Below are 24,555 nucleotides of genomic sequence, written 5' to 3' on the forward strand. Positions count from 1 at the left end.
GGTCCCGGTAACCTATTGAATCTATTGGAGTAATTCCTGGGACACTACTGGGTCGTACCGTCACGCCGTAAAGAACCTCAAGGACGCCCTGCGCCTCCACGGACCGGATTTCGCCGATGCTTTGCACAATAACCAGCGCTGGCTTGCCGACCGCATCGAAGGACCGAACATAGCGAACGTATTCAAGCGCACGTTCTACCAGATGATGCTCAAGTTCCAACTCGGGCTGCACCCGCGATCCGTCGGCACAGCGCTGGCGATTCCGCAGGCCGTCTGGGACAGTTGGCAACCTCACCTCGGCCGGCCTCGTCTCGTTCCGCAAGCGAACGGGACACACGCGTTGCCAGGTCCGGCGACGAGAGACAGGGACGTAAATGCCTGGATCTACATCTTCGATATAGACGCGGCTTCTGACGTGCAACCGAACCCCATCATCGTGAGGCGAGAGATCGCAACCAGCGCAGCATCCATTGCATACCACGCGCTGCAGGAAGTTCCGGCGCACGCGTTCTCGGAAGCCGGAGCCGCCGGCACGATCGTGAACGCGATCCACCGCCGACTGGCCGCGTGGTGGCCGGAGCTGGAATCGCCTCGCGAAGCTCCGTAGCCCAACGGTCGTTGCGCGAGACGACGAAATTGTCGAAGGAGAGACCATGCCGGGACCGCTTCCGATTGATGATGTCATCAGCAAGACACTCCGTGGAATCGCCAGGGCCCAAAAGGACTACGAATACTGGACGGACGGCTATTGGCTTCAAGAGGCGCCGGAATACATGACGACAGTGTACGTAGCCCGGGAAATCTGCAAGACAAGAGATCGTGGATACTACTTGACACTGGAGTCCAACGCCAGACAGACTCTGCGCGATGCGGGTGGAATCGGCAAGGGCAGAGTATCCCCGGAGTCACGCCTTGGCGGCAAGTTCGATATCGTGTTGTATTGGGCCGATGGTTATCCGAGAATCGTTATCGAGCTGAAGAAGCAGGTCACCAACTTCAAACAACTGAAACAAGACTCCTACAGAATATGCAACGCACTGAGGAATCCCTCGAATAGAGTCCAGCGCGGGCTGATAGCCTTCTATACGTCGTGTAAGGACAGGAGAGATGCCGGCCCGCGGAACCGCATAGTCGAGATACTGGACGGTGTAGAGCGTGACGTCGAGGAATATCTCAAGAACAGACGACCGGCCGTGAAGGTGAAGGCCTCCATGCATCGCAGAATTCGGGAAGCTGGAAACAGCGCCTGGGTGGCCGCGGTATTGGAGATGGAACGCGCGTGATGAGTCGACGTCGTGGCGCCGCGGGCGCGGACGAGCTGCGACAGTAAACAACTCATCGGCGTCGCGGGTCAGGACCGTTTCGGCCGGCGCCACCAGGACCGCATCCGTCTGGCCGCCTCCGGACCGGCCATCGCGGCGCCGCCCCAGAAAATGACTTCCGCGACGACGATCATGGCGGTCGCCACCGTGCCGCGCGCCGCGACACCAAGCGGCAGGAACGGCACGCCGAGCAAGAGGACCCAGAGGACGAGCGACGCGCTCATCAGCACCACGCCGACTACCGCCCATGGGCTCGCTCGCAGTGGAGCACGAACCGGAGCGCGCCCGGACGTGTCTGACGGCGACGCGGAGAGTGTCACGTAGCAGTGGATCCGTTCTCGTCTGCCGGCCGGCCGTCGCGGGCCGCAACCGCTACTGCCCAGTCGACTGCGCGCCGTTGCGGCCGACGGAGAAGCGACCGGTCGAGTGCCCCCGGAACGTCCCGTGCTCGAGCCACTCTTGTGACGCCGCGTGCATGAATCGGTACTGCGTCGTCTCCCAGACCGCGAAGTGCGTCGCGCAGGCCATCGTCACCAGCACCTTCGCGTCCGTCCCCGCGAGATCCTCGTAGAGCTGCTCGTCGGGTGCGAGCAGGCGGTCCTGCTCGCCGACCAGGATGAGCGTCGGCGCCTGCACCTTGCCCGCGTACTCGCGGTTCCAGCCCCACGAGCCCGCCGAGGTACGGACCCGCATCACGCCGTGCGGCGGGCCCCAGACCGCGCCGCGCTGGTCGTAGGCCATGACCGTCTGCCAGATGACCCGCTGAATGCCCGGGTCGATCTGGCCGTCGCAGGCGACGGTGGAACGCCAACGCCCGTTCTCCAGCGTGTCCCGCGTCTGGAGCCGCATCGGCACGTCGCCGGCCGGGATGGCCGCCGGGGGCTCCGACGGCCCCTCCCGCCGGTAGCCCGGGGCGAACAGGACGAGCTTGTCGATCTTGTCGGGATGGCGCGCGGCAAAGCCGCCGGTACGCGGACCGCCGGCGGACCAGCCGACCAGGCTGACCTTGTCGACGCCCCGCAGCTCGCGGATGTAGTCGACGACGCGGCCGATCTCGTCCCAGTCGGACTGGCTCGTGGCCAGCCCGTGCCGGTAGCTCGGCTCGCAGTCCCCGGCCAGCGGATTGGGCGTGACGATGGCGCGGTTCTCGGCCGCCATGTTGCACGGGTCGTCCATCATCGGACGCGGCGACAGGCCGTAGCCGGTCTGGTCCATCGAGAAGGTGTCGAACCCGGCCACCGCGAGATGCTCCATCCAGGAGTAGTCCTTGTAGGGCAGGTCGTAGTCCGGCACGGAGGGGATCGACCCGCCGTGGACGAAGAGCACGACCCGGCCGTCCGGCCGCTCGCCCGCCGCGATCCGGTCCGCGAGGTCGCGGCTCAGCTTCTCGTGCAGGAAGAGGCCGACCCGCTCGCCCTCGTTGGCCGGAACCGTCGAGGTGTGCGGCACGAAGCGGTCGACGGTGACGAACGCGTCGTCCGCCGCGTCGAGCCCCGTGACCGCCAACGCGAGCGCACCGAGAATCGCCGCCGCCGCACCGCCCACCCGCCGTGTCGATGTCATGGTTCCGAACATGGCTCACCCCTGTTGCTGACGCCGACGACTTCGGGTCGCAGGCGCCCGTCGGCCGGTCGACGCCGGGTCCGCCCGACCCCCGTTGCCGTGAAGGTCACCGCGCGCGACGCATCACCGCGCCGGCTGAATCGGTCCCGCCGCCGGGCGAGCCGTCTCGTCGACCTCGTAGCCTCTCGCCTTCCAGTCGTTCAGTGCGCAGAACTCGCCGGCGTCGTAACCGTTGGATCTGAAGAGCTCCGCAGCCCGGGAGCTCCGCCCACCGGCGTTTCAAAAGAAGACGAGCCGGATGTCCTTAGGAATATCCGGCATGCGGGCTTCGAGCTCACCCACCGGAATGTGGATCGAGCCGGGAATCGAGCCGCTCTCGACCTCGTAGTCCTCGCGGACGTCGATCAGCAGCACGTCGGCGCCGGCGTCGAGCTGGGCCTTCAGCTCGTCGACCTCGAGCCGCTCGGTCTGCGCGGCTGCCGGCGCGGCCAGCAGCAGGCCAAGCAGCGGAAGCCATGCGGCAACCAGTGCCCGTTTCACGAATCGCTCCGTTCTCATCGGTGGCACCTCGCTGTTGGAGATCGATAGTCGCTTGCCAGAATTCCGTCTGCTGTCGGCTCAATGATGCCTCATGCGGCGCATTCGCACCAGTCCGGCATGATCCTGCGCCTGCGAACCGACCATCGCCGACAACGAACCGACTCCGCCGGGCGCACATGCCACAGTATCCTCCCGTCTTGCCGCTACAGAAACTTGACGAGCCGGTAGCCCGTCGATCATGCTCGCGCGGCAGCATGCCTCTCGACACGACACTTGCCGACATCACGGTCCGGCTGCGCCAGAACGAGTTTCCGAACGAGCAGGCGATCTCTCAGGGAATCGTCCTCCGGATGCTCCAGGAGCTCGGCTGGAACACGTGGGACACGAGTGTGGTCTGGCCCGAATACAAGACCGGCGGCGGACGAGCCGACTTCGCGCTGTGCAGCCCGCCCTCGAAGCCCGCCATCTTTATCGAGGTCAAGCATGTGGGCAAGGCCGAGGGCGCCGTACGACAGGCGCTTCAGTACGCCTTCGAGTGCGGCGTGCCGTTCGTCGTCCTGACCGACGGCAGGACATGGAGTTTTTACCTCCCGGCCGAGCAGGGAGACTACGAAGATCGGCGCGTCTACAAGATCGACCTGTACGAACGATCTTCGAGCGAAGCCGCCGAGGCTTTCCGCCGCTATCTCTCCCGCTCGACCGTGGAATCCGGCAAGTCTCTCGAGGACGCGCGTACCGAGTACCGGAACCTCAACCGCCGTTCGCAGGCAAGGGCCGCCATCCCGGTTGCCTGGCAAGAACTGGTGGACAAGAGAGACGCCGGCCTCATCGAGATTCTGGTCGATACGGTGGAATCGAAGGTTGGGTTTCAACCCGACCCGAGCGACGTCGCGGGGTTCCTCGGCAACCTGCAAGCGTCCGCCCCGTCCCGCGTCCGGCTCGGGGACGCGCAGACTCGCGCTCGCTCTTCCGGATTGGCGCCATCAGGTCCAGCCAGCCTGGGCGCATCCACTTCACCGAGGCCTCCTGCAAGCACGGGCAAGGCTCCCTTACCCGCGCCCAATCCACCGGTATCTCCGGGACCCCAGAGGCTCTCTGTTCGCGGCAAGGAGCACGACTTCAGGAACGCGAAGGACGCGATGGTTATCGTCCTTCGCGAGTTGGCCAGGACGGACCCTTCTCTTCTCGAACGCTGCGCCGGGCATGCTGACGGTCAGGGCCGCAAGCGCCGGTACATTGCCCGGACACCGGAAGATCTCTATCCGGACCGCCCGGATCTCCAGGACCGCTACGAGAAATTGCCCGGCGGCTGGCTGGTCATGACGAACATGAGCAACGAGTACAAGCGGAAGGTGGTCGAACTCGCCGTCAAGCTCGCCGGGTTGCAGGTGGGCACGGACGTCGTGGTCCCGTTCTGAGTTCCACGAGGCCGAACTGCCCCTCCGAAGACTGGTAGAATGGCAGCCGGCCGCGTGACAGCCCGTCTGACCCGCCGCATCGGCGTCGCACTCATCGTCGCGTCCATCGCGATGACTCCCGCGGTTTCGGCTCAGGAACCGCGGACCCTCGCCGTAGCCCCGTTCACCAACATCAGCGCCGAGCCGTCCCGGAACTGGATCGGTGTGGGAATCGCCGAGACGGTCGGCACGGATCTGCGCGACGCCGACGGGATCGACGTGCTCAGCCGCGCGGTCGTCGACGGGGCGGTCGCCAGCCTGGGCCGCGCGGGTTCCGGCGCTTCGGCCGAGCGCGTCCTGCTGGAGGTGGTGCGCGAGCTCGGAGCCGACTACGTGCTGGCGGGAGCGTTCCAGCAGCTCGGCGATCGACTGCGGCTCACCGCGCGGCTGATCGACGTCCAGAGCGAGACGGCGGTCGAGGCGTTCAAGGTCGACGGACGACTGGGCGACCTCTTCGAATTGCAGGATCGACTGACCCGCGAGGTTCGCGGTGCGGTGAGACGGATGCTCGGCCGGGGAGCCGGAACCCGGATCGCCTCCGACGGCGCGGCTCGGGAGAGCAACGGCAGCGGCAACGGCAACGGCGAGGGCGAAGTCCCGCTGCAGGCGGGCAACGGCAACGGCGCCGGGCGCTACGCTCGATACGACGAAGACGGCCCGAACGGCGGACTCAACGCCTCGACGTCAGCCGGACCGCGGGGCCTCTCACCAGGGACGGTTTCTGCGGACGGCAGCGGCGGCGCCGGCGGTGAGCTGCTGCTGGGTGACGCGTATGCGGCACGATCCGGGTCGGTGCCCGCGCCAGCGGCGCAGGCCGGACCGGCAGCCGGCTTCGCGATTGGCGGCGGCCGGCGCAGCGTGCAGGCGCAACGGGCCACCGAGCCGCCCATCATCGACGGCCGGCTGGACGACGCAGCCTGGCGCGACGCGGTGCTCGTCACCGACTTCACCCAGACCAACCCGGTCGAGGGCGCGGCGCCGACCGAGCAGACCGAGGTGCGGATCGCCTACGACGCCGACCACCTCTACTTCGCCTTCTACGCACACTACACCGACCCGACCCAGATACGGGCGAACCGTGCCGACCGGGACCAGCTCCGGCGCGACGACTGGATCGCGGTGATGTTCGATCCGTTTCTCGACCAGCAGCGCGCGTATCGCTTCTCCGTCAACGCCTACGGGATCCAGGGGGACGCCATCCTCCGGGGCGGCCGGAGCATGCGCGGGCCGCCGGGGGGCGGCGGCGATTCGTCCTGGGACGCGCTGTTCGAGACCGGCGGCGCCATCGTCCACGACGGATGGACGGCCGAGATGGCGATCCCCTTCAAGAGCCTGCGCTATCCGTCCCGCGGCGCCGGCGAGCACCGCTGGGGCTTCCAGATCACCCGCACCCTGCAGACCAAGGACGAGACCCTGGTCTGGGCGCCGATGACGCGGGCCGTCGCGGGCGTCCTCACGCAGATGGGCACGCTGGGCGGCTTGCGCGGCCTGTCGGTGAGCAGGAACCTGGAGATTCTCCCGACCGCGACCGCCATTCAGCTCGGCCGCCTGACCGACACCGGCTACGTGGAGGACGACACCCAACCCGACCTCGGGTTCAACATGAAGTACGGCGTCACGTCGAACCTCACCGCCGACTTCACGCTCAATCCCGACTTCTCGCAGATCGAGGCGGACCGCCCGCAGATCGAGACGAACCAGCGGTACGCGCTGTTCTTCCCCGAGCTGCGGCCGTTCTTTCTCGAAGGGCAGGAGATCTTCCGCACGCCGGGCCGTTCGAATCTGGTCCACACCAAGACCATCGTCGACCCGCAGATCGGCGCCAAGCTCACCGGCAAGACCGGCAACACGACGCTCGGGGTGCTCGTCGCGAACGACGCGGCGCCCGGCAAGCTCGACGACGCAAGCGATTACGGCTTCGGCGAGACGGCGAACTTCGTCATCGGGCGCGCCCGCTACGATCTCTACTCGCAGTCGTACATCGGCGCGATCATGACCGACCGCGAGTTCCTCGACTCGTACAGCCGGGTGGCGGGGGTCGACGGGCGGTTCCGGCTGGGCCAGACCCACCGCGCGCAGTTCCTGGCGGTCACCTCGTCGCACCGCGACCTCGACGGCATCGCGGGGAGCGGACCGATGTTCAACGCCGAGATCCGGCGCGACAGCCGCCACCTGAGCTACAGCCTCGACTTCAACAGCATCGACCCGGACTTCCGCACCGACGCCGGCTTCGTCCGCCGCGTCGACATGCAGCAGCTCGACGCCGACGTCGAGTACCTGTGGTGGCCCGAGAGCTGGCTGATCAGCTGGGGACCGGAATTCCGCTACCGGCGGAACGTCGACCATGCCGGGACCCTGCAGGACGAGGACTTCCGCGCCGACATGAGCCTGCGGTTCGCGCGCAACATCTTCTTTCGCGCCGACGCGCAACGGGAAATGGAGCGCTTCCAGGGCATCGACTTCCACAAGACCCGCTTCTCGATGCGGAACGGCATCAACACGAGCCGGCGCTTCTCGCTGTTCTACGGCATGGACTGGGGCGAGCAGATCCGCTTCGTCGAGAACCCGTTCCTCGGCCGCATGTTCGACTACAACGTCAGCCTGACGCTGCTGCCCACCTCCCGTCTCAATTCGCAGTTCCGTCTCGACACGGCCCGCTTCGCCGACATGCACACCGGCGAGCTGGTCTTCGACGTGAAGATCCTGCGCACGTTCACGACCTACCAGTTCACCGACCGCCTCCTCGTGAGGAACATCCTGGAGCACAACACGGGCAACGGGAAGGTGGGGATCAACCTCCTGTTCACCTATCGCGTCAACGCAGGCACGGCCTTCTACATCGGCTACGACGACCGGTTGCAGGAGGGCATCTACCTGGACAGGGAGCGGTTCTACAACCACGACCTGCAGCGGCAGCAGCGCGCGTTCTTCACGAAGCTGCAGTACCTGTTCCGCTATTGACGGCCGACCGCGGCACCACCCCGCTCGCCCTCTTCGCGCATCCCCCTCGCTTGCCGGCCACGCGCTGCCACGCCCCGACGGTGCATCGCCGGGCGTGTTGTACGATGGCGGACGCATGGTCGATACCGCCCAGCGCTCGTCACTCGACCACGTGCTGCAGGCCGGGCTGGAAGACCGCGACCGGCGCGCCATCCGCCGCCGGCTGCACCCCCTCGACGGCGGCATCGGTCCGCGCGTGACCATCGACGGGCGTTCCGTCATCCAGCTCTGCTCGAACGACTACCTGGGGCTCGCGGCACACCCGGCGGTGAGACGCGCGGCGGCCGACGCGGCGCTGGAGCACGGTGCGGGAGCCGGGTCGGCGCGGCTGATAGTCGGGACATCGACCGCGCATGCCGCCCTCGAGCGCGACATCGCGGCGTTGAAGCAGACCGAGGCGGCCGTCGTGCTCTCCTCCGGGTATCACGCCAACACCGGCGTGCTGCCGATACTGGCCGGACCGGAAGACGTCATCTTCAGCGACGAGCTGAACCACGCCAGTCTCATCGACGGCTGCCGGCTCTCGCGCGCCGCCGTACGCATCTACAGGCACGCCGACGCCGGCCATCTCGAGCGGCTGCTGCGCGAGGCGGAGAGCTTCCGGCGGCGCCTAATGGTCAGCGAGACGGTCTTCGGCATGGACGGCGATCTGGCGCCGCTGGCCGATCTGGTCGCGATCGCGCAGCGCCACGACGCCTGGATCGTGGTGGACGAGGCGCATGCGACCGGCGTCTTCGGACGCAGCGGGGGCGGGCTCGTCTCCCAGCTCGGCCTGACGGACGCGGTCGACGTCCAGATCGGCACGCTGAGCAAGGCGCTCGGCTCGCTGGGGGGCTACGTGGCGGGTTCGGCGGCCCTCGTCGACTGGGTGATCAACGCCGCCCGCACGTTCATCTACACGACCGCCCTGCCCCCGGCTGCCGTGGCCGCGGCGCGGGCCGCCATCGCGGTGCTGGCCGCCGAGCCGGAACGCAGGGACCGCGTCTGGTCGCACGCTACGTGGCTGCGCGAGCGCCTGACGGAGATCGGTTTCCGGCTCGGGCCCAGCCGGTCGCCGATCCTGCCGGTCCTCGTCGGCCACGCGGACCGAGCGGTGCGGCTCAGCGAGGCGTTGCTGGCGCGCGGCGTGCTCGTGCCTGCCATCCGCCCGCCCACGGTACCCGACGGCACGGCCCGCCTGCGGGTCGCGCCGATGGCGACGCACACGGAGAACGACCTGGCCGCGGCGGTCGACGCCTTCGCGGCGGCAGGGCGCGAGACGGGCCACCTCCGATGAGCGACGCCGGCGCACCCGAATCGTCCCATGAGGCGCTGCGGCACCTGGATCACGCCTTCCTCTGGCACCCGTTCACGCCCATGCAGGCGTGGTTCGACGACGACCCGGTGGTTATCGTGCGCGGCGACGGCAACGAGCTGATCGACGACGGCGGGCGGCGCTATCTGGACGGGGTCTCGTCGCTCTGGTGCAACGTCCACGGCCACAACCACCCGGCGCTGAACGCCGCCATCACCGCGCAACTCGAACAGGTGGCGCACACGACGCTGCTCGGCCTCACCAACGTGCCGGCGGTGCGCCTCGCCGCGCGCCTGGTGGAGCTGGCCCCGCCCGGCCTGACACGGGTCTTCTACTCCGACAACGGGGCGACGGCCGAGGAGGCCGCCATGAAGATGGCGCTCCAGTACTGGCACCTGGAGGGGGCGCCCGGGAAGAACCGCTTCGCCTCGCTCGTGCAGGCGTACCACGGCGATACGCTGGGGGCGGTCGGGGTCGGCTACTCCGAGACCTTCCACCGGTTCTTCAAGCCGGTGCTGGCCGACGCGCTGCGCCTGACGCCGCCGCATGTGCGGCGCTGGCGCGACCGTCTCTCGCACGCCGACGCGCTGCGGCTGGCGATCGCCGAGGTCCGCGACGCCATCGCCCGCGAGGCTGACGCCCTGGCCGCCGTCGTCGTAGAGCCACTCATGCAGGGCGCGGCCGGCATGTGGCCGCATCCGCCGGACTACCTGCGCGCGCTCCGGGAGGCGACCACCGAGGCCGGCGTGCTCCTCATCTGTGACGAGGTGGCCACCGGCTTCGGACGCACGGGCACGATGTTCGCGTGCGAGCAGGCCGGCGTCGCCCCCGACCTGCTCTGCGCGGCCAAGGGCATCACCGGGGGCTACCTGCCCCTGGCTGCGACGCTGGCGACCGAACGCATCCACGACGCGTTCCTGGGACCGCCCGCCGCGGGCCGCACGTTCTACCACGGCCACACCTACACCGGGAACCCGCTCGGATGCGCGGCCGCCCTCGCCAACCTCGACCTCTTCGCCCGCGACCGGACGCTGGACCGGCTCGGTCCGAAGATCGCCCGCCTCGAACGACTTCTCGCGGACGAGGTGGCGCCGCTGCCGCCGGTGGCCGACGTCCGGCAGTGCGGGGTCATGGTCGGCATCGAGCTTGCGGCGGACCCCGCCGAACGCCGCCCCTACCCCCCCGCCGACCGGATGGGCGCCCGCGTGACGGTGGAGGCGCGCCGGCGCGGGGTCATCGTGCGCCCGCTCGGCGACGTCGTCGTGCTGATGCCGCCGCTGTCGATCACCGGCGCCGAGATCGACCGGCTCGTGACCGTCGTCCGGGACGCCATAGCCGCGGTCACCGGCACGTGATGGCCGGCCTCTTCATCACCGGCACCGATACCGGGGTCGGCAAGACGTTCGTCGCGCGCGGCATCGCCGCGGCGCTGCGTGCGCGGGGCCGGCGCGTCGGCGTGCTGAAGCCGATCGAGACGGGCTGCGGCGGCGCCATCGACCGGCAGCCGGCCGACGCCCTCGCGCTGCGGGCGGCGGCCGGCAGCAACCTCCCCCTCGAACGCATCTGCCCCTATCGGCTCGACGCCCCGCTCGCCCCCGACGCGGCGGCGCGCCTGGAGGACGTGCGCATCGATCCCGCCGTGATCGCCGCGGCGTTCGGCGTTCTGGAGCAGGACCACGACGTCACCCTCGTCGAGGGCGCCGGCGGCCTGCTCGTCCCCATCCTGGACCGTTACACGATGGCCGATCTGGCCCGCGACCTCGACCTGCCGCTGCTCGTCGTCGTCGACTCGAAGCTCGGCGCCATCAACCACACCCTGCTGACGCTGGAAGCGGCGGCAGCCCGCAAGCTAACGGTGCGAGGCTACGTGCTCAACCATGCCTCGGCAGCGGACGAGGCGGCGGCCACCAATGCCTCCGTGCTGGCTCGCTGCACGGACGTGGCCTGCCTGGGCTCGATCAACTGGGCACCCTCCGCCGAACGGGACCCGGGCACGGTCGTCGCGCCGGCCATCGACTGGAACCTGCTCTTCACCGGCAAAGACGAGCATCGCCGGCCGACTGGAGCGTAACCGGGAGGCGCGCCAGCCCTGGCGGCAGGCGGCCCATGCCGGGCGGCGCTACGCACGCGCCGCGGCGGGCGTTTCTCCGTGCAGGCCGAGGCGCTCCAGAAAGGCGGCGTCCGCGTCCGGCTGGGGGTTGGGAGTGGTCAGGAGACGGTCGCCGAGGAAGATGGAGTTCGCTCCGGCCAGGAGGCAGAAAGCCTGGGTGACCTCCGCCATCTGCAAGCGTCCTGCACTGAGTCGCACCTTCGAGCCCGGCATCAGGATCCGAGCTGTGGCGATCATCCGCACGACGTCGTCCCAGGGAACCGGAGGACGGTCGGCGAGCGGCGTACCGTCCACGGCTACGAGCGTGTTGATCGGCACGCTCTCCGGCTGCGGGCGCTGCCGGGCGAGCTCGAACAGGAGATCGATGCGGTCGTCGTGACTCTCGCCCATCCCGAGAATGCCGCCGCAGCAGACCTTGATGCCGGCGTCCCGGACGTGGCGCAGCGTCTCGAGGCGGTCGTCGTAGTTCCGCGTGGTGACGATCGACTCGTAGAAGTCGCGCCCGCTGTCGAGATTGTGGTTGTAGTAGTCGAGCCCGGCTTCCCGCAGACGCTCGGCCTGCCCGCGATCGAGCATCCCGAGGGTGGCGCAACTCTCCAGACCTTGCGCCTTGATCGCGCCGACCATGGCGATGACCCGGTCGAACGCCGGGCCGTCGGTCGCCTGCCGCCACGCCGCGCCGATACAGAAGCGGTCCGCGCCGCCCGCCCGCGCCCGCGCCGCGGCGGTCGCGACCTCCGACACGCTCATCAGTCGGGTCGCTTCGACACCCGCGTCGTAGTGGGCCGACTGCGGGCAGTACGCGCAGTCCTCCGGGCAACCGCCGGTCTTCACGCTCAGCAGTGACGCGCACTGCACGGCCGCCGGATCATGGTGGCGCCGGTGCACGCCGGCCGCCTCATGGACGAGGTCGAGCAACCCGCGGCCATAGAGGGAGGCGACGTGGTCCCGGGTCAACGAGTCGTTTTCCATGGCTGCCGCGACGAGGGATCGGGCGTTCGACCGCATCCGGCCGACCGACTGCGAATTATAGTCGCCTTCACGCCGAAGATCCGTCGCGTCTGCCCCGCCCGCCGGTCGCCCTATAATTGAAGGTCATGTTCGACGGTCTGAGTCACGAAGCCCTGGCGGCGCGCGAGCGCGCGCTGTCCGCGGAGTTCGAGTCGCTGAAGCGCGCCGGTCTCGCGTTCGATCTGACGCGCGGCAAGCCGAGCCGCGAGCAGGTGGCGCTCTCGGACGGCCTGGAGGACGTTCTCCGGGGAGACTACCGCCTCGCCGACGGAACGGACGCCCGCAACTACGGCGGCCTGCTCGGCATCCCGGAGGCCAGGCGCCTCGGCGCCGAGCTGCTCGGCGTGCGGCCGGAGGAGACCATAGCCGGGGGGAACGCCAGCCTCACGTTCATGCACCAGTACCTGCTGCACGCCTGGCTGAACGGGCCGCTCGGCCCCGAGACGGCCTGGCGGCGCGAGCCCGGCCCGCTGAAGTTCCTCTGCGTCGTGCCGGGCTACGACCGGCATTTCACGATCACCGAGAGCCTCGGCTTCGAGCTGGTCAACGTGCCGATCACCGGCAGCGGGCCCGACATGGACCGTGTCGAAGCGCTCGTCGCGGACGACCCGCGCATCAAGGGCATCTGGTGCGTGCCGAAGTACTCGAATCCGACCGGAGACGTCTACTCGGACGAGGTGGTCGAGCGTTTTGCGCACCTGGCGCGGCGGGCCGGCCCGAACTTCCGCATCCTGTGGGACAACGCGTACGCCGTGCACGATTTCGACGACGATCCCCCCGTGCTGGCGAACCTGATGGAACGCTGCCGCGCGGCGGGCACCGCGGACAGCGTGGTCCTGTTCGCGTCCACCTCGAAGATCACCCGCGCGGGAGCGGGCATCGCGTTCATGGCGGCCTCGGCCGCCAACCTCGCGTCGTTCAGCAGATTCCTCGGGGTGCAGACGATCGGCCCCGACAAGATCAACCAGCTCCGCCACGTCCGCTTCCTGCGGGACGGCGAAGGCATCCGCGCGCACATGCGGCGGCAGGCGGCCATCGTCCGGCCGAAGTTCGAGCGGGTGCTCCACCACCTGCAGGCAGGGCTCGCGGCCGACGGCCTGGCATCGTGGAGCCGGCCGCGCGGCGGGTACTTCCTCTCCGTCGACGCGCCGGAGGGACTGGCCGCCGAGATCGTCAGGCTGGCCGGCGAGGCGGGGGTGAAGCTGACCCCGGCCGGGGCGACCTTCCCGCACGGGCGGGACCCGCGCGACTCCAACATCCGACTCGCGCCGACCTACCCGTCGCTCGACGAGATCGACCAGGCCATGCCGGTGTTCGTCACCGCGGTGGCGCTGGCCGCGGCGCGGCGGCAACTCCAGCAGGGCGCGGTCCACGCCTGACGGCCGGATCGCGCAGAGCAGCCAATGAACGTCATGCGAAGCCGGGTTCCTGCGCGACTGTCCACGCTCGCCGTTCTCATCGGCGGGGCCGTCCCGGCGCTCGCGGCCGGCCAGGCCGCAGTGACCTATGACGACGTGGCGCCGCTGCTGAGCGAGAACTGCGTCCGCTGCCACCGTCCGGGCGGCCTGGGCCCGTTCAGCCTGGCCACCTACGACGAGGCGCGGGCGCGCGCCGAGCGGATCGCGGAGATGGTCGTCGCGCGTCGGATGCCCCCCTGGCAGCCGGCGCAGGCCTATGCGGCGAGCGCCTTCGAGGGCGAACCGCAACTCACCGGCGCCGACGGCGACCTTCTCCGGCGCTGGGCCGCAGCCGGCGCCCCGGCCGGCAGCGGGCGCGGCGCGGCGCCGCCCGCGCCCGGCGTCGAGTGGCCGCTCGGAGAGCCGGACCTCGTCGTTTCGATGCCCGCTGCCTACACCGTGGCGGCTGGCAACGGCGTCGAGTACCGCAACTTCGCCCTGCCGGTGGAGATCGCCGCGCCCCGCTGGGTGCGCGCCGTGGATGTCCGAACGGACCCGGCGGCGCAGGCCGTCCTGCAGCGCGCCCAGGTGACGCTGGACGACACCGCAACCGGGAGCCGGCTTCAGGAGGAGCAGGAGGCTCCGGGCTATCCCGGCCTCGCCCCCGACCACGGGCGTTTCCCGCCCGGCGACTTCCTGGTCTGGGCCGGCGGGCGCCGGACCGCTCCGGCCGCGGCAAACTTGGCGTGGCAGCTCGATCCGGGCACCGACCTCCTGCTGCAGCTCGGCCTCCGGTCGCGCGGACAGCCGGTCGACGTACGGGCCTCCATCGGACTGTACTTCGCGGACGATCCGCCGGCGCGGCGAGCCCTCGGCGTGATACTCGACGCGCCGGCGCTCGACATCCCGGCCGGCGAGCCTGCGCACGTCGTCGAGGACCGCTACATCCTGCCTGTCGCGGTCGACGTGACCGGCGTCTACGCCTACATGCACCGTCTGGGCAGGGCGGTCGAAGTCATGGCCGAGGCTCCCGGAGAACCCGCTCGGGGCCTGCTGCGCATCGACGACTGGCGCTTCGACTGGCAGGACGGCTACCGCTACGCGGAGCCGATCCGCCTGCCCGCGGGGACCCTGTTGCGAGCCCAGTTCAGCTTCGACAATTCGGGCGCGCATCCGCACGCCCCGGCGATCCCGCCGGTCCGCGTGCGGTACACCCCGGACGACAACTCCGTGCGAGCCGAGGCCTTCCTGCAGGCCGTGCCCGTCAGTCCCGACGACGAAGCGGAGCTGGTCCGGACGCTGAGCCTGAAGCAGGCCCGCAACGACCTGCTCGGCCTGCAGGCGATGCTGCGGGTGGATCCGGACGACTACCGGAGCCATACCGACCTGGCGGCCCGTTACCTGACCCTGGGCCAGAGAGATCTGGCCCGGCAGCACCTGGACCGGGCGCTGGCCCTGGCCCCGGAGCACGCGACGGCGCACTACAACCTGGGCTCGCTGCTGGTAGTGGAAGGCGATACGGCAGGCGCCATCGACGCGTTCCGCGAGGCGGTGGCCCAACGGCCGCGGTACGCCGCCGCGCACAACAACCTGGGCGCCCTGCTCGCCGCCACCGGCTCGTTGGACGACGCGATCGTCTACTACCGCCTCGCGCTGCAGTTCGGAACGCGCGATGCCAGCGCCCACTACAACCTGGCGAACGCGCTGCTCTCGACGGGGGAGACCGAGGAGGCGATAACCCATTTCCGCGAGGCGCTCACCCTCACGCCCGACGACGCGGACGTGCACACCAATCTCGCGCGCGCCCTCGTCGCCACCGACGATCTCGCCGGCGGGGTCACCCACTACCGGCGTGCCCTCGACCTGAACCCGCGGATTCCCCTGGCGCTGGTCGGTCTGTCCTGGCTGCGGGCGGCGGCGCCCGACGCGGCGATCCGCTCGTCGTCCGAGGCTCTCTCGCTGGCCCAGCAGGCGGTCGCGCTGATCGGCGGCGACCACCCGGAGGTCCTCGACACGCTGGCCGTGGCCTACGCCGCGGTGGGCCGCTTCGACGACGCGCTGTCGACGGCGCGCCGCGCCGCCGAAGCGGCCCGCGGCACCGCCTTCGCCCGGCTCGTACCGGCCATCGAGGGGCGCATCCGCCTCTTCCTCACCTTCCGGCCCTACCGCATGCCGGTCCCGGAACCCTGATCGCCCCTGGCCGACCGACACGCCGCCCGGACGAAGGCCTCGACCGCCGGGAACCCGGACTCCACGGGCACCGCATCCGGCAGCCCGGGCACGTCACCGCGGTTTGCCAGCCACGCGATGCACGGGCGTCCGTAACGGACCGCCAGACGAGCCTCGCTCGCCGTGCCCACCGAGCCGGGCAGGACGATGACGACGTCCGACGTGAGCACGTTCAGGTGGTTCCGCGAGGCCGCGCCGGCGCCGTGCGCGCCGACCTCGGGCAGATGCGTGCGAACGGCGATCTCCACCCACGGATTCGGATACCCCGGCCGCGCGGCGCCGGCGCTGTCGCCCCCCGCGGCAGGCAGAATGCCGATGGCGAGGCCGCGGCGCTCCTCCACGCCGACGAATGCCTCGGTGACCGCGGCCATCACGCCCGCTCCGCCGCCCGTCAGCAGGTGATACCCGGCCCGCGCGATCCACTCGCCGACGCGGCGGGCGCGCTGCACGTGCGGCTCGCGGCCGGACCCCATCACCCCGACGACCGGCCGCCGCTGCAGGAGCTCCATCGGCGCCCACTATAATGTCCTCATGCGGAGCCAGCGGCCGCGCGAGGCGCCAACCCCGTTCCCGCTCGTCCTGCTCGCGACCTGTCTGACCGCCGCGTGCGGCGCCGGAGGCGCGTCCTCCGATGCAGCATCGGGGATGGAGACCGTGCAGCTCGTCGTCGAGCACCGGTCCGAGTGGCGGCAGCTCTGGATCGAGGGTACGACCGACCTGCCCGACGGGGCGTTCGTCGACTTTCAGGTGGCGCACGAGATGAGCGACACCACGCCTGCGGACGAATGGCCGGCCACCAACCTGATCGAGTCCGGGCGGGCATCGGTGGCGGAGGGCCACTTCTGGACGCGGATCAACACGTTCAACTGGCCCCGCGGCAGCGTACGCATCGTGGTGCAGTTCCCCCTGCCCCCGCAGCCAGCGGACGTCGAGGCGCGCTACGGCGCGTTCGGCGAGCGCCTCGCCGGCGACAACGTCGTCACCGTGGCGGGCGCGAAGGTGGTCGAAGTCGAGCACGTCTTCGACCACCGCCGGTAACCGACTCCATCGGGTCACCGGCGAGACGCCGGATGTGGTAGCGTGTCTGACGGCGTTCGAAACGACGCCGGCCGGCGGGGCGTGGCGCAGTCCGGTAGCGCGCCTGCTTTGGGAGCAGGAGGTCCCGAGTTCGAACCTCGGCGCCCCGACCATTCGCATCGACCGCGCAGACACCCGACCCGGTTCCCGCACAACGGCAGGGGCCTCTGCGGCGCGCTCCAATGACTCCGTCCCCGAGCCGATCACCGCTGCTGGTCTTTCTCGTGCTGGGGGTCGGCGTGCTCGCCGTCGAGCGCTGGCTGGCGGACGGGAACAGCGAGGAGCGTGTCGTCACGGTCACCGGCGAGCAGGTGGACGCGCTCCGCGCCCGTTGGGACGCGCAGTGGGGCCGGCCGCCGACCGATCGGGAACTGCAGGGCCTGCTCGACGAGGCGGTCCGGGAAGAGATTCTCTATCGCGAGGCGCTGCGGCTGAGGCTCGACCGCGACGACCCGATCGTGCGCCGCCGGCTCGCCGAGAAGATGACCTTCATGCTGGAAGACAATGCGCAACTGCCGGCACCCGGCGCCCGCGAGGTGGAAGCCTACTTCGCAGCGCACGCCGAGCGGTACCGCGAGCCGCAGCGGACGACCTTCCGGCACGTCTATCTGAGCGGCGACCGGCGGGCGGACCCGCAGCGCGACGCGGCGGATCTGCTTCGCGTGGTGCGCGACGGAGCGGACGGCTGGAGACGGGCCGGCGACCCGTTTTCGCTGCTGAGAGAGTACACGGACCGGACCGACCGGGAGATAGCGGAACTGTTCGGGGCAGACTTCGCGGCGGCGCTCGACGGCCTTCCGGCCGGGGAGTGGCACGGGCCGCTCGATTCCGCGCTGGGTTCGCACCTGGTCCAGGTGCTGAACAGGAGGACGCCGCGGCGTCCGGCGCTCGACGACGTGCGGGAGCGGGTCGTCCCGGATCTGGTGGCGGCGCAGCGTCGGGATCAGAATCGGGCCGCGTTGCGGGCGCTGCGGGAACGCTACGACCTCCGGACGCCCGCCGCGGAGCGACCGTAGGGACATGTCCGCTTCGACATGGGCGACCGCGAAGCCGCGGGCCGCACACCGCGCCGGGCGCCGGCTGCCGTTTGTTCTCCTGGCATCGCTCGCCCTTCCCGCAGCTCTCGGCGCCCACGAAGTGCGGCCCGCCTACCTCGAGGTGACGGAGGTATCCGCCGGACGCTTCGAGGTGCTCTGGAAGCAGCCGATCCTGCCGGACGACGACCCCGGACTCGTCCTCCGGCTGCCGATCGCGCCACGATTCCCCGCGCACTGCCGGGAGACCGGCCGCGCGCTCCCCGACCTGACGGCGGCTGCCCTCATCGAGCGCTGGACGCTGACCTGCGGCGAGATGGGGCTCGCGGGCGCGGAGATCTCCATCGACGGCCTGCCGCGCACCCTTACCGACGTCCTGCTCCGGGCGCGCCTGCTGGACGGGACGTCCGTCGACCACCTTCTCCGCTCGGAGGCGCCGCGCGTGGTCCTGTCCGCGGAGTCGACCGGCGGGGCATCGGTACCCACCTACCTGGTGCTCGGCATCGAGCACCTGCTGTTCGGATTCGACCACATCCTGTTCGTCGTGGGCCTGTTGTTCTTCGTACGCCGGCCGCTGCAACTCGTGCAGGTCGTGACGGCGTTCACCGCGGCGCACAGCGTCACTCTGGCGCTGTCGTCGCTGGGGGTCGTCAGGCTTTCGCAACGGCCGGTCGAGGCCGTGATCGCGCTCAGCATCCTGTTCCTGGCCGTCGAGCTGGCCCGCGGCGCGCGGCGAGAACGGTCGGCGATGGCGCGCTCGCCATGGGCGATCGCCTTCGGTTTCGGTCTGCTGCACGGCTTCGGGTTCGCCGGCGCGCTGGCCGAGATCGGGCTCCCCGAGTCGGCCCGCGCGACGGCCCTGCTGTTGTTCAACGTGGGAGTCGAGATCGGACAGCTCGCCATCGTCGGGGCGCTGCTAGCGCTGCTGCAAACGGTTAGAATCTGGCGGGTCCCGGTGCCCGCGTTCGCCGCGCAGATGCCGATCTACGTCATGGGCACGGTTTCCGCCTACTGGTTCGTCGAACGGGTGCTGTCGATGGTGTCGGCCGCGCCGTGATCGCCGCACCTGCTCGGACCGCGTTGGAGGTGTCATGCCGCGTCACGACCACCGTTCAGGAGTTTCTCTCGCACCCCGTCGACGGATTGCCGCACGACTCGGCGCCGTCGCGCTGCTGGGGCTGACGCTTGCGGGCTGCGGCGGCGACGAGGGTCGCGTCGCCGCCGCGGCGCCGCGGAACGCCGCCGCATCCGCCAGTCCCGCCGAGTCGGCCGGCGCCGCCGCGACGGTTCCCGACCCGCTGCGCAACGTCTACTTCGGCGACCTCCACACGCACACCAACTTCTCCTACGACGCGTTCCTAAACGGCACGCGGGCCACCCCGGACGACGCCTACCGCTACGCGCAGGGCGAGCCGCTGACCCACGCGGCCGGATTCGAGATCCAGCTCGACAGGCCGCTGGACTTCTTCGCGGTCACCGACCACGCCAGCTTCCTGGGCATGCTGCCGGCGATGCTGGATCCCGGGCAGGAGGCGTCGCGGCACCCGGACGCCGAGCTGGCGCGGCGCATCGCCGCCGGCGAGCTGACCGGCGCCGAGCGGGGCGCGGCGTACGCGGACATCCGGGCCCACACCCTGGGAACGCGCGACGGCCTGCTCGACCTCGACGTGGTGCGCTCCGCCTGGCGCGAGACCATCGCAGCGGCCGAGCGCCACAACGATCCGGGCCGTTTCACCACCTTCATCGCCTACGAGTTCACCGGCAGCCCCGAGAACCAGAACCTGCACCGCAACGTGATCTTCCGCGGCAGCGCGGCGCCCGAGGTGCCGTTCAGCCGTCTCGACTCGTTCAATCCGGAGGCGCTGTGGGCGTGGATGGACCGCAACCGCGAGGCGGGAATGGAGGCCCTGGCCATCCCGCACAACTCGAACGGCTCCAACGGCCTGATGTTCCGGCTGGCGACCTACGCCGGCGAGCCGCTCGACGCCGCCTACGCCGAGACGCGCACGCGCAACGAGCCGCTGGTGGAGATCACCCAGACCAAGGGCACCTCCGACACCCATCCGGCCCTCTCCCCCAACGACGAGTGGGCGGACTTCGAGATCTGGTCCTACCGCATCGGCGGCGGCACCACACCGAGCCAGCCGTCCGGCAGCTACGTGCGCGAGGCCTACCTGAACGGCCTGCGCCTGGAGGAGGAACGCGGGATCAACCCGTTCCGCTTCGGGCTCGTCGGGGCCACCGACAACCATGCCGGCTCGGGCGCGCCGAGCGAGTCCGACTACTTCACCGCCGGCGGCCGCCCGCAGCGGGGCGCCTCGATACCGTTCGACCCGCCGCGGCCGGACGGCAGCCTCTACAGCGCCTCGCCGCTCGGGGCGATCCGCGGCGCGTCGGGCCTGACCGGAGTGTGGGCGGAGGAGAACACGCGCGAGTCGATATACGACGCCTTCCGGCGCAAGGAGACGTTCGCCACCACCGGGCCGCGCATGCGGCTGCGGTTCTTCGCCGGCTACGACTATGCGGACGACCTCGCGGACGACCCGGACCTCGTTGCGGCGGCCTATGCCGGCGGCGTCGCCATGGGCGGCGAGCTGGCCGCACCGGGCCGGCGCGTCCCGAGGTTCCTGGTCTGGGCGAGCCGCGATCCGGAAAGCAACCCGCTGGCCCGGCTCCAGGTCATCAAGGGCTGGCTCGAGGACGGCGAGACGCACGAACGGGTCTACGATGTCGCCTGCTCGGACGGCGCGTCGGTGGACCCGGAGACGCACCGCTGCCCCGACAACGGCGCCACCGTGGACCTCGGCACCTGTATCGCGAGCGATGACGCCGGCGACGCCGAGCTGCGCACGCTGTGGGCCGATCCCGACTTCGATCCGGCGCAACGCGCCATCTACTACGTGCGGGCGCTCGAGAACCCCTCCTGCCGCTGGTCCACCTGGGAGGCGGTCCGCGCCGGCGTGGAGCCGCGTCCCGATCTCCCGGCCACCATCCAGGAGCGGGCCTGGTCGTCGCCGATCTGGGTCACGCCCTGACCGTCACGGCCCAACCCATCGGAACCTGGCGGCGCCGCGAGGCGGCGCCAGCCGCGCGTACGCAGCACGCGGCCGGCGGGGTGATCGCCGGCATGCTCGCCCTGGCGATTGCCGGCGCCGTGTGGCCGGCGGTGCCGGACGTGTCGGCGGCGATGCTCGCGTGGGTGGCGCTGGCGCTGCTCTGGCCGGGGATCGGCCGCCGGCAGCAGCTTCAGGCGCTGGTGTTCATCGCCGTGGGTCTGGCCGCCCTGCTCTGGGGCGCCAGCCGCGGGGCGCCGCTGCGTCTCGACAGCCTCCTGGGCCAGAACCAGCCGATCCTGTCGATGCTGGCCTCGATCACCCTGCTGCGGCTGCTGAACCGCCCGCCGCGCACGAACGATCCCGAGTTGCCGCGCGGCGTGGGCGCCTACCTGCAGAGCATGTTCGGCATTCACGCGTTCGGGTCGGTCATCAACATCTCGGCCGTGATCATCATGTGCGACAGGCTGACGCGCATGCGGCCGCTGGGGTTCGAACAGGCGCAGCTCTTCAGCCGGGCGTTCAGCGCGGTCGCCTTCTATTCCCCGTTCATCGGCGGCGTCGCCCTGGCCCTGTCCTACACGCCCGGGTCGAGCCCGCTGGTGATGATGCTGTTCGGCCTGCCGCTGGCCGCGGCCGCCTTCCTGCTGCTGTACTGGTTCGCGCGCAGGGGCCGGGCCGAAGATGTGGAGGGCTTCCGGGGGTACCCGCTGCATCCGCAGGATCTGAAGGTGCCGCTGGCGCTCGGCGCCGGGGTCCTCGTCGCCTCCGTGGCGATGCCCGGCTACTCGGTGCTGACCCTGATCACCATGGTCACGCCCGCGGTGGTCGTGGGAGTCCTGCTCAAGCGCCGCGGCGTACGCGGTCTGCGGCCGGCGCTCGCGGAGTACGTGCGGGAGCGCGCGCCGCAGATGGGCGGCGAGCTGGCGCTGTTTCTCGGCGCCGGCATGCTGGCGGCGGGGGTGGTCGCCGCCGCGGGAGCGGGCGACTGGACGATCCTTCCGCGCCTGGACGCCTTCCACGCGAGCCTGCTGGTGCTGGCCTGCATCGTGACCTCGCTGATCTGCATCCACCCGGCGGTGCTGGTCGGGGTCACGGTGGCGCTTGTGGAGACCATCGAGGTGGACCCGACGCTGCTCGCCACGGCCTTCGCGATGAGCTGGGGCCTCGGGTGCGCCGTCAACCCGCTGTCGGGCGTCAACGTGGTGCTCGCCACCCGCTACGGCGCCGACAACTGGCGCATCGCGCGCAGCAACGTGCCCTTCAGCGCCGCCCTGTTCGTCGTGGCGGTGGGACTGCTCTACCTGTACGAGTTCACGCGGCTGTAGATCAGAAGAACGCGCGCGCATGCCACGAATCGGACGCCGGCACCTCCCACCGTCCGGCCCGCACGTCGCCCAGGCTGGTCAGCGTGTTGTTGAACACGGTGGTGCCGGGACCGACCTCGCCCGCCTCGGCCAGCTCCGCGAACGCATCCCGCGGCACCCGGGCGATCTCCTCACCTTGCCGGAACAGCACGGGGGCATGGTCGACGAGTTCCACCCCGATCTCCTGCTGCAGCGCCTTCATCTGCCGGACGAGGGCATCGACGGAGCAACCGGAGGGGCCGGCCGCGCGCTGGTCCACCGCGACGAAGAGGAACTGGTCGTACTCCAGGGCACGACCCGCGGTCAGCGGCATCCCGTGCGCCCCCCACTGATCGATGAAGGCATCGACCTCGGACAGCAACCGTGCCCGTTCCGGCCCGCTCAGCCTTCGCTCCGCCGAGAAGATCCAGACTCGTGCATCCTCGGGCAACTCATCGAACGCAATCCGCGGCATCCGCTCCTCCTCCCCTCAGGGCTCTCATTAGAATACAGCCCGTGACCACCCGCACCCACGACGCGGCATCGCCGGCCGGCGCTGCGGTCCAACCCGCCGTACAGGCTGCCGTGGCCGCCCATACGATCCCAGCGACGACGCACGGCCGCTATCTCGTCGCGCCGGCCGACGGGCCGGGGCCGGCGCCGCTGCTGGTCGGGTTCCACGGCTACGGCGAGCACGCCGAGCGTCATCTGGCCGAGCTCGACCGTATTCCCGGGGCCGCGCGGTGGACGCGGGCGGCGGTGCAGGCTCTCCACCGGCACTACAGCGACAGCCGCCGGCACGTCGTCGGAAGCTGGATGACGCGCCAGGACCGCGAGCTGGCCATCGCCGACAACATCGCCTACGTCCGCGACGTGGTCGGCGCCGTGCGGAGGACGCGCGAAACGACCGGTACGCTCGTCTACTGCGGCTTCTCGCAGGGCGCCGCCATGGCCTACCGCGCCGGACTGCGCGCCGGACACGCCTGCCGCGGCATCATCGCGCTGGCGGGCGACGTACCGCCGGACCTGCGGGCGGACCCCGACCTCGCGTGGCCGCCGGTCCTCATCGGCCGGGGCCGCCTGGACGCGTGGTACACCCAGGAGAAAATGGACGTCGACCTCGCCTTCCTGGAGAGCGCCGGCGCGCCGGTCACGCCGCTCGTCTTCGACGGCGGCCACGAGTGGACGGACGACTTCCGTGCGGAGGCGGGGCGATTCCTGGGAGGACTCGCGTGATGGCCGCGCCCTTCACCGTCACTCTCGCGGCCGGCGAGTCGGTCAGCGCGCTCGACTACCCCGCCGACGCGCGGCCGGCGGCGGCCGGCACGACCGTTGTACCCGAGACGACGCTCGTCCTCGCCCACGGCGCCGGCGCGCCGCAGACCCACCCGTTCATGACCGCCTTCGCGCGGGGCCTGTCGAGCCGCGGTATCGGCGTGGTCACCTTCAACTTCCTCTACAAGGAGCGGGGGCGCCGCGCCCCGGACCCGCCCGCCCGCCTCGAAGCGTGCTACCGGTCCGTTATCGCGGCGGTGCGCGAACGCGAGTCGGTCGCCGGCCGCCGCCTCCTGGTCGGCGGAAAATCCATGGGCGGGCGCATCGCGTCGCAGGTGGTCGCCGCCGACACGCGCGACGGGGTCTCGTCCGGCGTCGATGGTCTGGTCCTGCTCGGCTATCCGCTGCATCCGCCGGGCCGGCCGGAGAAGTTACGCGATGCGCACCTGCCGGCGATCACCGCGCCGATGCTGTTCGTGCAGGGTAGCCGGGACACGTTCGGCACCCCCGACGAGCTCCGCCCGGTGCTCGCCGCCTGCCCCGCCGCGGAGCTGTTCGTCGTCGACGGCGGGGATCATTCCTTCAAGGTTCGCGGAAAGAACGCGCCGGCGGAAGCGGAAGTACACGCGCGCGTCCAGGACGCGATCGGCGACTGGATCGGCCGGCATCTCAGTTCCAGCGGCAAGTGAGACCGAGAGCGCGGACAAGACCCAATTTGCCTTGACTTCGCACCGGGTCAGGCGCAGCATGGCTTCCGGGTGCTGAACGGCCGCGCGGTGCGGTTGTCCAGACCGAGAACGCGAACATCGTCAGGTAGACGTCGGTCGTCGTCGAGCCCGTAACCGGA

The 24,555-nt window shown here is 70.4% G+C and carries 20 protein-coding genes, 1 tRNA gene and 1 pseudogene; 16 read left to right on the plus strand and 6 right to left on the minus strand.

What is annotated here, in order from left to right; translation table 11 throughout:
* Window positions 1–653 precede the first annotated feature (653 nt).
* Complete coding sequence (locus F4X11_20520; GenBank protein ID MYN67380.1) at window positions 654–1,283, plus strand: hypothetical protein; 630 nt, start codon at window positions 654–656, stop codon at window positions 1,281–1,283.
* A gap of 68 nt (window positions 1,284–1,351) precedes the next feature.
* Here F4X11_20520 and F4X11_20525 read toward each other — a convergent pair whose 3' ends face one another.
* The 3 genes from F4X11_20525 to F4X11_20535 form a co-directional block, all read right to left on the minus strand.
* Window positions 1,352–1,555, minus strand: coding sequence for a transporter suffix domain-containing protein (locus F4X11_20525; GenBank protein MYN67381.1), 204 nt, complete (start codon window positions 1,553–1,555; stop codon window positions 1,352–1,354).
* Between the two features lie 139 nt (window positions 1,556–1,694).
* Window positions 1,695–2,897, minus strand: coding sequence for an alpha/beta hydrolase (locus F4X11_20530; GenBank protein MYN67382.1), 1,203 nt, complete (start codon window positions 2,895–2,897; stop codon window positions 1,695–1,697).
* Window positions 2,898–3,164: 267 nt separating this feature from the next.
* Window positions 3,165–3,443 carry a rhodanese-like domain-containing protein gene (locus F4X11_20535; protein ID MYN67383.1) on the minus strand — a complete coding sequence of 93 codons (279 nt, stop codon included), beginning with the start codon at window positions 3,441–3,443 and terminating at the stop codon, window positions 3,165–3,167.
* A 236-nt stretch (window positions 3,444–3,679) separates the two neighbouring features.
* Here F4X11_20535 and F4X11_20540 point away from each other — a divergent pair, with 236 nt between their 5' ends.
* From F4X11_20540 to bioD, 5 genes are all read left to right on the plus strand, one after another.
* Window positions 3,680–4,843: a hypothetical protein gene (locus F4X11_20540; protein ID MYN67384.1), complete on the plus strand. Its 1,164-nt coding sequence runs from the start codon at window positions 3,680–3,682 to the stop codon at window positions 4,841–4,843.
* Between the two features lie 54 nt (window positions 4,844–4,897).
* The gene (locus tag F4X11_20545) at window positions 4,898–7,843 is read left to right on the plus strand and encodes a hypothetical protein (protein ID MYN67385.1); all 2,946 of its coding nucleotides are present in this window, start codon (window positions 4,898–4,900) and stop codon (window positions 7,841–7,843) included.
* A 115-nt stretch (window positions 7,844–7,958) separates the two neighbouring features.
* Window positions 7,959–9,158: an 8-amino-7-oxononanoate synthase gene (gene bioF, locus F4X11_20550; protein ID MYN67386.1), complete on the plus strand. Its 1,200-nt coding sequence runs from the start codon at window positions 7,959–7,961 to the stop codon at window positions 9,156–9,158.
* The gene (gene bioA, locus F4X11_20555; GenBank protein ID MYN67387.1) at window positions 9,155–10,531 is read left to right on the plus strand and encodes an adenosylmethionine--8-amino-7-oxononanoate transaminase; all 1,377 of its coding nucleotides are present in this window, start codon (window positions 9,155–9,157) and stop codon (window positions 10,529–10,531) included. Before bioF ends, bioA begins: the two co-directional genes overlap by 4 nt.
* Window positions 10,528–11,247, plus strand: coding sequence for a dethiobiotin synthase (bioD, locus tag F4X11_20560; GenBank protein ID MYN67388.1), 720 nt, complete (start codon window positions 10,528–10,530; stop codon window positions 11,245–11,247). The genes bioA and bioD overlap by 4 nt, the downstream gene beginning before the upstream one ends.
* Window positions 11,248–11,295: 48 nt before the next feature.
* Here the strand turns inward: bioD and bioB are convergent, their stop codons facing one another.
* On the minus strand, window positions 11,296–12,258 hold the full coding sequence (gene bioB, locus F4X11_20565) for a biotin synthase BioB (protein ID MYN67389.1): 963 nt from the start codon (window positions 12,256–12,258) through the stop codon (window positions 11,296–11,298).
* 125 nt (window positions 12,259–12,383) lie between these two features.
* Between bioB and F4X11_20570 the strand changes: the two genes are divergently transcribed.
* Window positions 12,384–13,676, plus strand: a complete 1,293-nt coding sequence (locus F4X11_20570) for an aminotransferase class I/II-fold pyridoxal phosphate-dependent enzyme (protein ID MYN67390.1) — start codon at window positions 12,384–12,386, stop codon at window positions 13,674–13,676.
* Between the two features lie 24 nt (window positions 13,677–13,700).
* Window positions 13,701–15,884, plus strand: a complete 2,184-nt coding sequence (locus F4X11_20575) for a tetratricopeptide repeat protein (GenBank protein MYN67391.1) — start codon at window positions 13,701–13,703, stop codon at window positions 15,882–15,884.
* Here the strand turns inward: F4X11_20575 and F4X11_20580 are convergent.
* Window positions 15,857–16,432, minus strand: coding sequence for a molybdenum cofactor carrier protein (locus F4X11_20580; GenBank protein ID MYN67392.1), 576 nt, complete (start codon window positions 16,430–16,432; stop codon window positions 15,857–15,859). The two genes, F4X11_20575 and F4X11_20580, sit on opposite strands and share 28 nt — an antisense overlap.
* 22 nt (window positions 16,433–16,454) lie before the next feature.
* On the opposite strand from F4X11_20580, the gene F4X11_20585 reads away from it, so the two are divergent.
* The 6 genes from F4X11_20585 to F4X11_20610 all read left to right on the plus strand — a co-directional run bounded on the left by F4X11_20585 (window position 16,455) and on the right by F4X11_20610 (window position 22,415).
* Window positions 16,455–16,961 (plus strand): hypothetical protein, encoded by a 507-nt coding sequence (locus tag F4X11_20585; GenBank protein MYN67393.1) that lies wholly within the window; start codon window positions 16,455–16,457, stop codon window positions 16,959–16,961.
* Between the two features lie 75 nt (window positions 16,962–17,036).
* A tRNA-Pro gene (locus tag F4X11_20590) sits at window positions 17,037–17,113 on the plus strand.
* A gap of 69 nt (window positions 17,114–17,182) precedes the next feature.
* Window positions 17,183–18,016, plus strand: a complete 834-nt coding sequence (locus F4X11_20595) for a hypothetical protein (GenBank protein ID MYN67394.1) — start codon at window positions 17,183–17,185, stop codon at window positions 18,014–18,016.
* A 4-nt stretch (window positions 18,017–18,020) separates the two neighbouring features.
* A complete protein-coding gene (locus tag F4X11_20600; protein MYN67395.1) occupies window positions 18,021–19,091 on the plus strand; it encodes a HupE/UreJ family protein in 1,071 nt (356 codons plus the stop codon).
* A gap of 34 nt (window positions 19,092–19,125) precedes the next feature.
* Window positions 19,126–21,069 carry a DUF3604 domain-containing protein gene (locus tag F4X11_20605; protein ID MYN67396.1) on the plus strand — a complete coding sequence of 648 codons (1,944 nt, stop codon included), beginning with the start codon at window positions 19,126–19,128 and terminating at the stop codon, window positions 21,067–21,069.
* Between the two features lie 92 nt (window positions 21,070–21,161).
* On the plus strand, window positions 21,162–22,415 hold the full coding sequence (locus tag F4X11_20610; GenBank protein ID MYN67397.1) for a hypothetical protein: 1,254 nt from the start codon (window positions 21,162–21,164) through the stop codon (window positions 22,413–22,415).
* A 1-nt stretch (window position 22,416) separates the two neighbouring features.
* Here the strand turns inward: F4X11_20610 and F4X11_20615 are convergent, their stop codons facing one another.
* On the minus strand, window positions 22,417–22,908 hold the full coding sequence (locus tag F4X11_20615) for an ABC transporter ATPase (protein MYN67398.1): 492 nt from the start codon (window positions 22,906–22,908) through the stop codon (window positions 22,417–22,419).
* Window positions 22,909–22,949: 41 nt separating this feature from the next.
* On the opposite strand from F4X11_20615, the gene F4X11_20620 reads away from it, so the two are divergent.
* On the plus strand, window positions 22,950–23,669 hold the full coding sequence (locus tag F4X11_20620) for a phospholipase (protein ID MYN67399.1): 720 nt from the start codon (window positions 22,950–22,952) through the stop codon (window positions 23,667–23,669).
* A pseudogene (locus tag F4X11_20625) lies at window positions 23,669–24,322 on the plus strand (alpha/beta hydrolase fold domain-containing protein). The gene F4X11_20620 and the pseudogene F4X11_20625 overlap by 1 nt, the downstream one beginning before the upstream one ends.
* Window positions 24,323–24,555 lie beyond the last annotated feature (233 nt).

The organism is Acidobacteriota bacterium, from assembly GCA_009861545.1.
Lineage (GTDB): Bacteria > Acidobacteriota > Vicinamibacteria > Vicinamibacterales > UBA8438 > WTFV01.

Bases quoted from the DNA above. Each gene is read 5' to 3' on its own strand.
- F4X11_20605 (MYN67396.1), top strand. From the start codon at position 19,126: ATGCCGCGTCACGACCACCGTTCAGGAGTTTCTCTCGCACCCCGTCGA.
- F4X11_20585 (MYN67393.1), top strand. From the start codon at position 16,455: ATGCGGAGCCAGCGGCCGCGCGAGGCGCCAACCCCGTTCCCGCTCGTC.
- F4X11_20595 (MYN67394.1), top strand. From the start codon at position 17,183: ATGACTCCGTCCCCGAGCCGATCACCGCTGCTGGTCTTTCTCGTGCTG.
- F4X11_20610 (MYN67397.1), top strand. From the start codon at position 21,162: ATGCTCGCCCTGGCGATTGCCGGCGCCGTGTGGCCGGCGGTGCCGGAC.
- bioA (MYN67387.1), top strand. From the start codon at position 9,155: ATGAGCGACGCCGGCGCACCCGAATCGTCCCATGAGGCGCTGCGGCAC.
- F4X11_20540 (MYN67384.1), top strand. From the start codon at position 3,680: ATGCCTCTCGACACGACACTTGCCGACATCACGGTCCGGCTGCGCCAG.
- F4X11_20535 (MYN67383.1), bottom strand. From the start codon at position 3,443: ATGAGAACGGAGCGATTCGTGAAACGGGCACTGGTTGCCGCATGGCTT.
- F4X11_20570 (MYN67390.1), top strand. From the start codon at position 12,384: ATGTTCGACGGTCTGAGTCACGAAGCCCTGGCGGCGCGCGAGCGCGCG.
- F4X11_20530 (MYN67382.1), bottom strand. From the start codon at position 2,897: ATGTTCGGAACCATGACATCGACACGGCGGGTGGGCGGTGCGGCGGCG.
- F4X11_20575 (MYN67391.1), top strand. From the start codon at position 13,701: ATGAACGTCATGCGAAGCCGGGTTCCTGCGCGACTGTCCACGCTCGCC.
- bioF (MYN67386.1), top strand. From the start codon at position 7,959: ATGGTCGATACCGCCCAGCGCTCGTCACTCGACCACGTGCTGCAGGCC.
- F4X11_20520 (MYN67380.1), top strand. From the start codon at position 654: ATGCCGGGACCGCTTCCGATTGATGATGTCATCAGCAAGACACTCCGT.
- F4X11_20580 (MYN67392.1), bottom strand. From the start codon at position 16,432: ATGGAGCTCCTGCAGCGGCGGCCGGTCGTCGGGGTGATGGGGTCCGGC.
- F4X11_20600 (MYN67395.1), top strand. From the start codon at position 18,021: ATGTCCGCTTCGACATGGGCGACCGCGAAGCCGCGGGCCGCACACCGC.
- bioB (MYN67389.1), bottom strand. From the start codon at position 12,258: ATGGAAAACGACTCGTTGACCCGGGACCACGTCGCCTCCCTCTATGGC.
- F4X11_20615 (MYN67398.1), bottom strand. From the start codon at position 22,908: ATGCCGCGGATTGCGTTCGATGAGTTGCCCGAGGATGCACGAGTCTGG.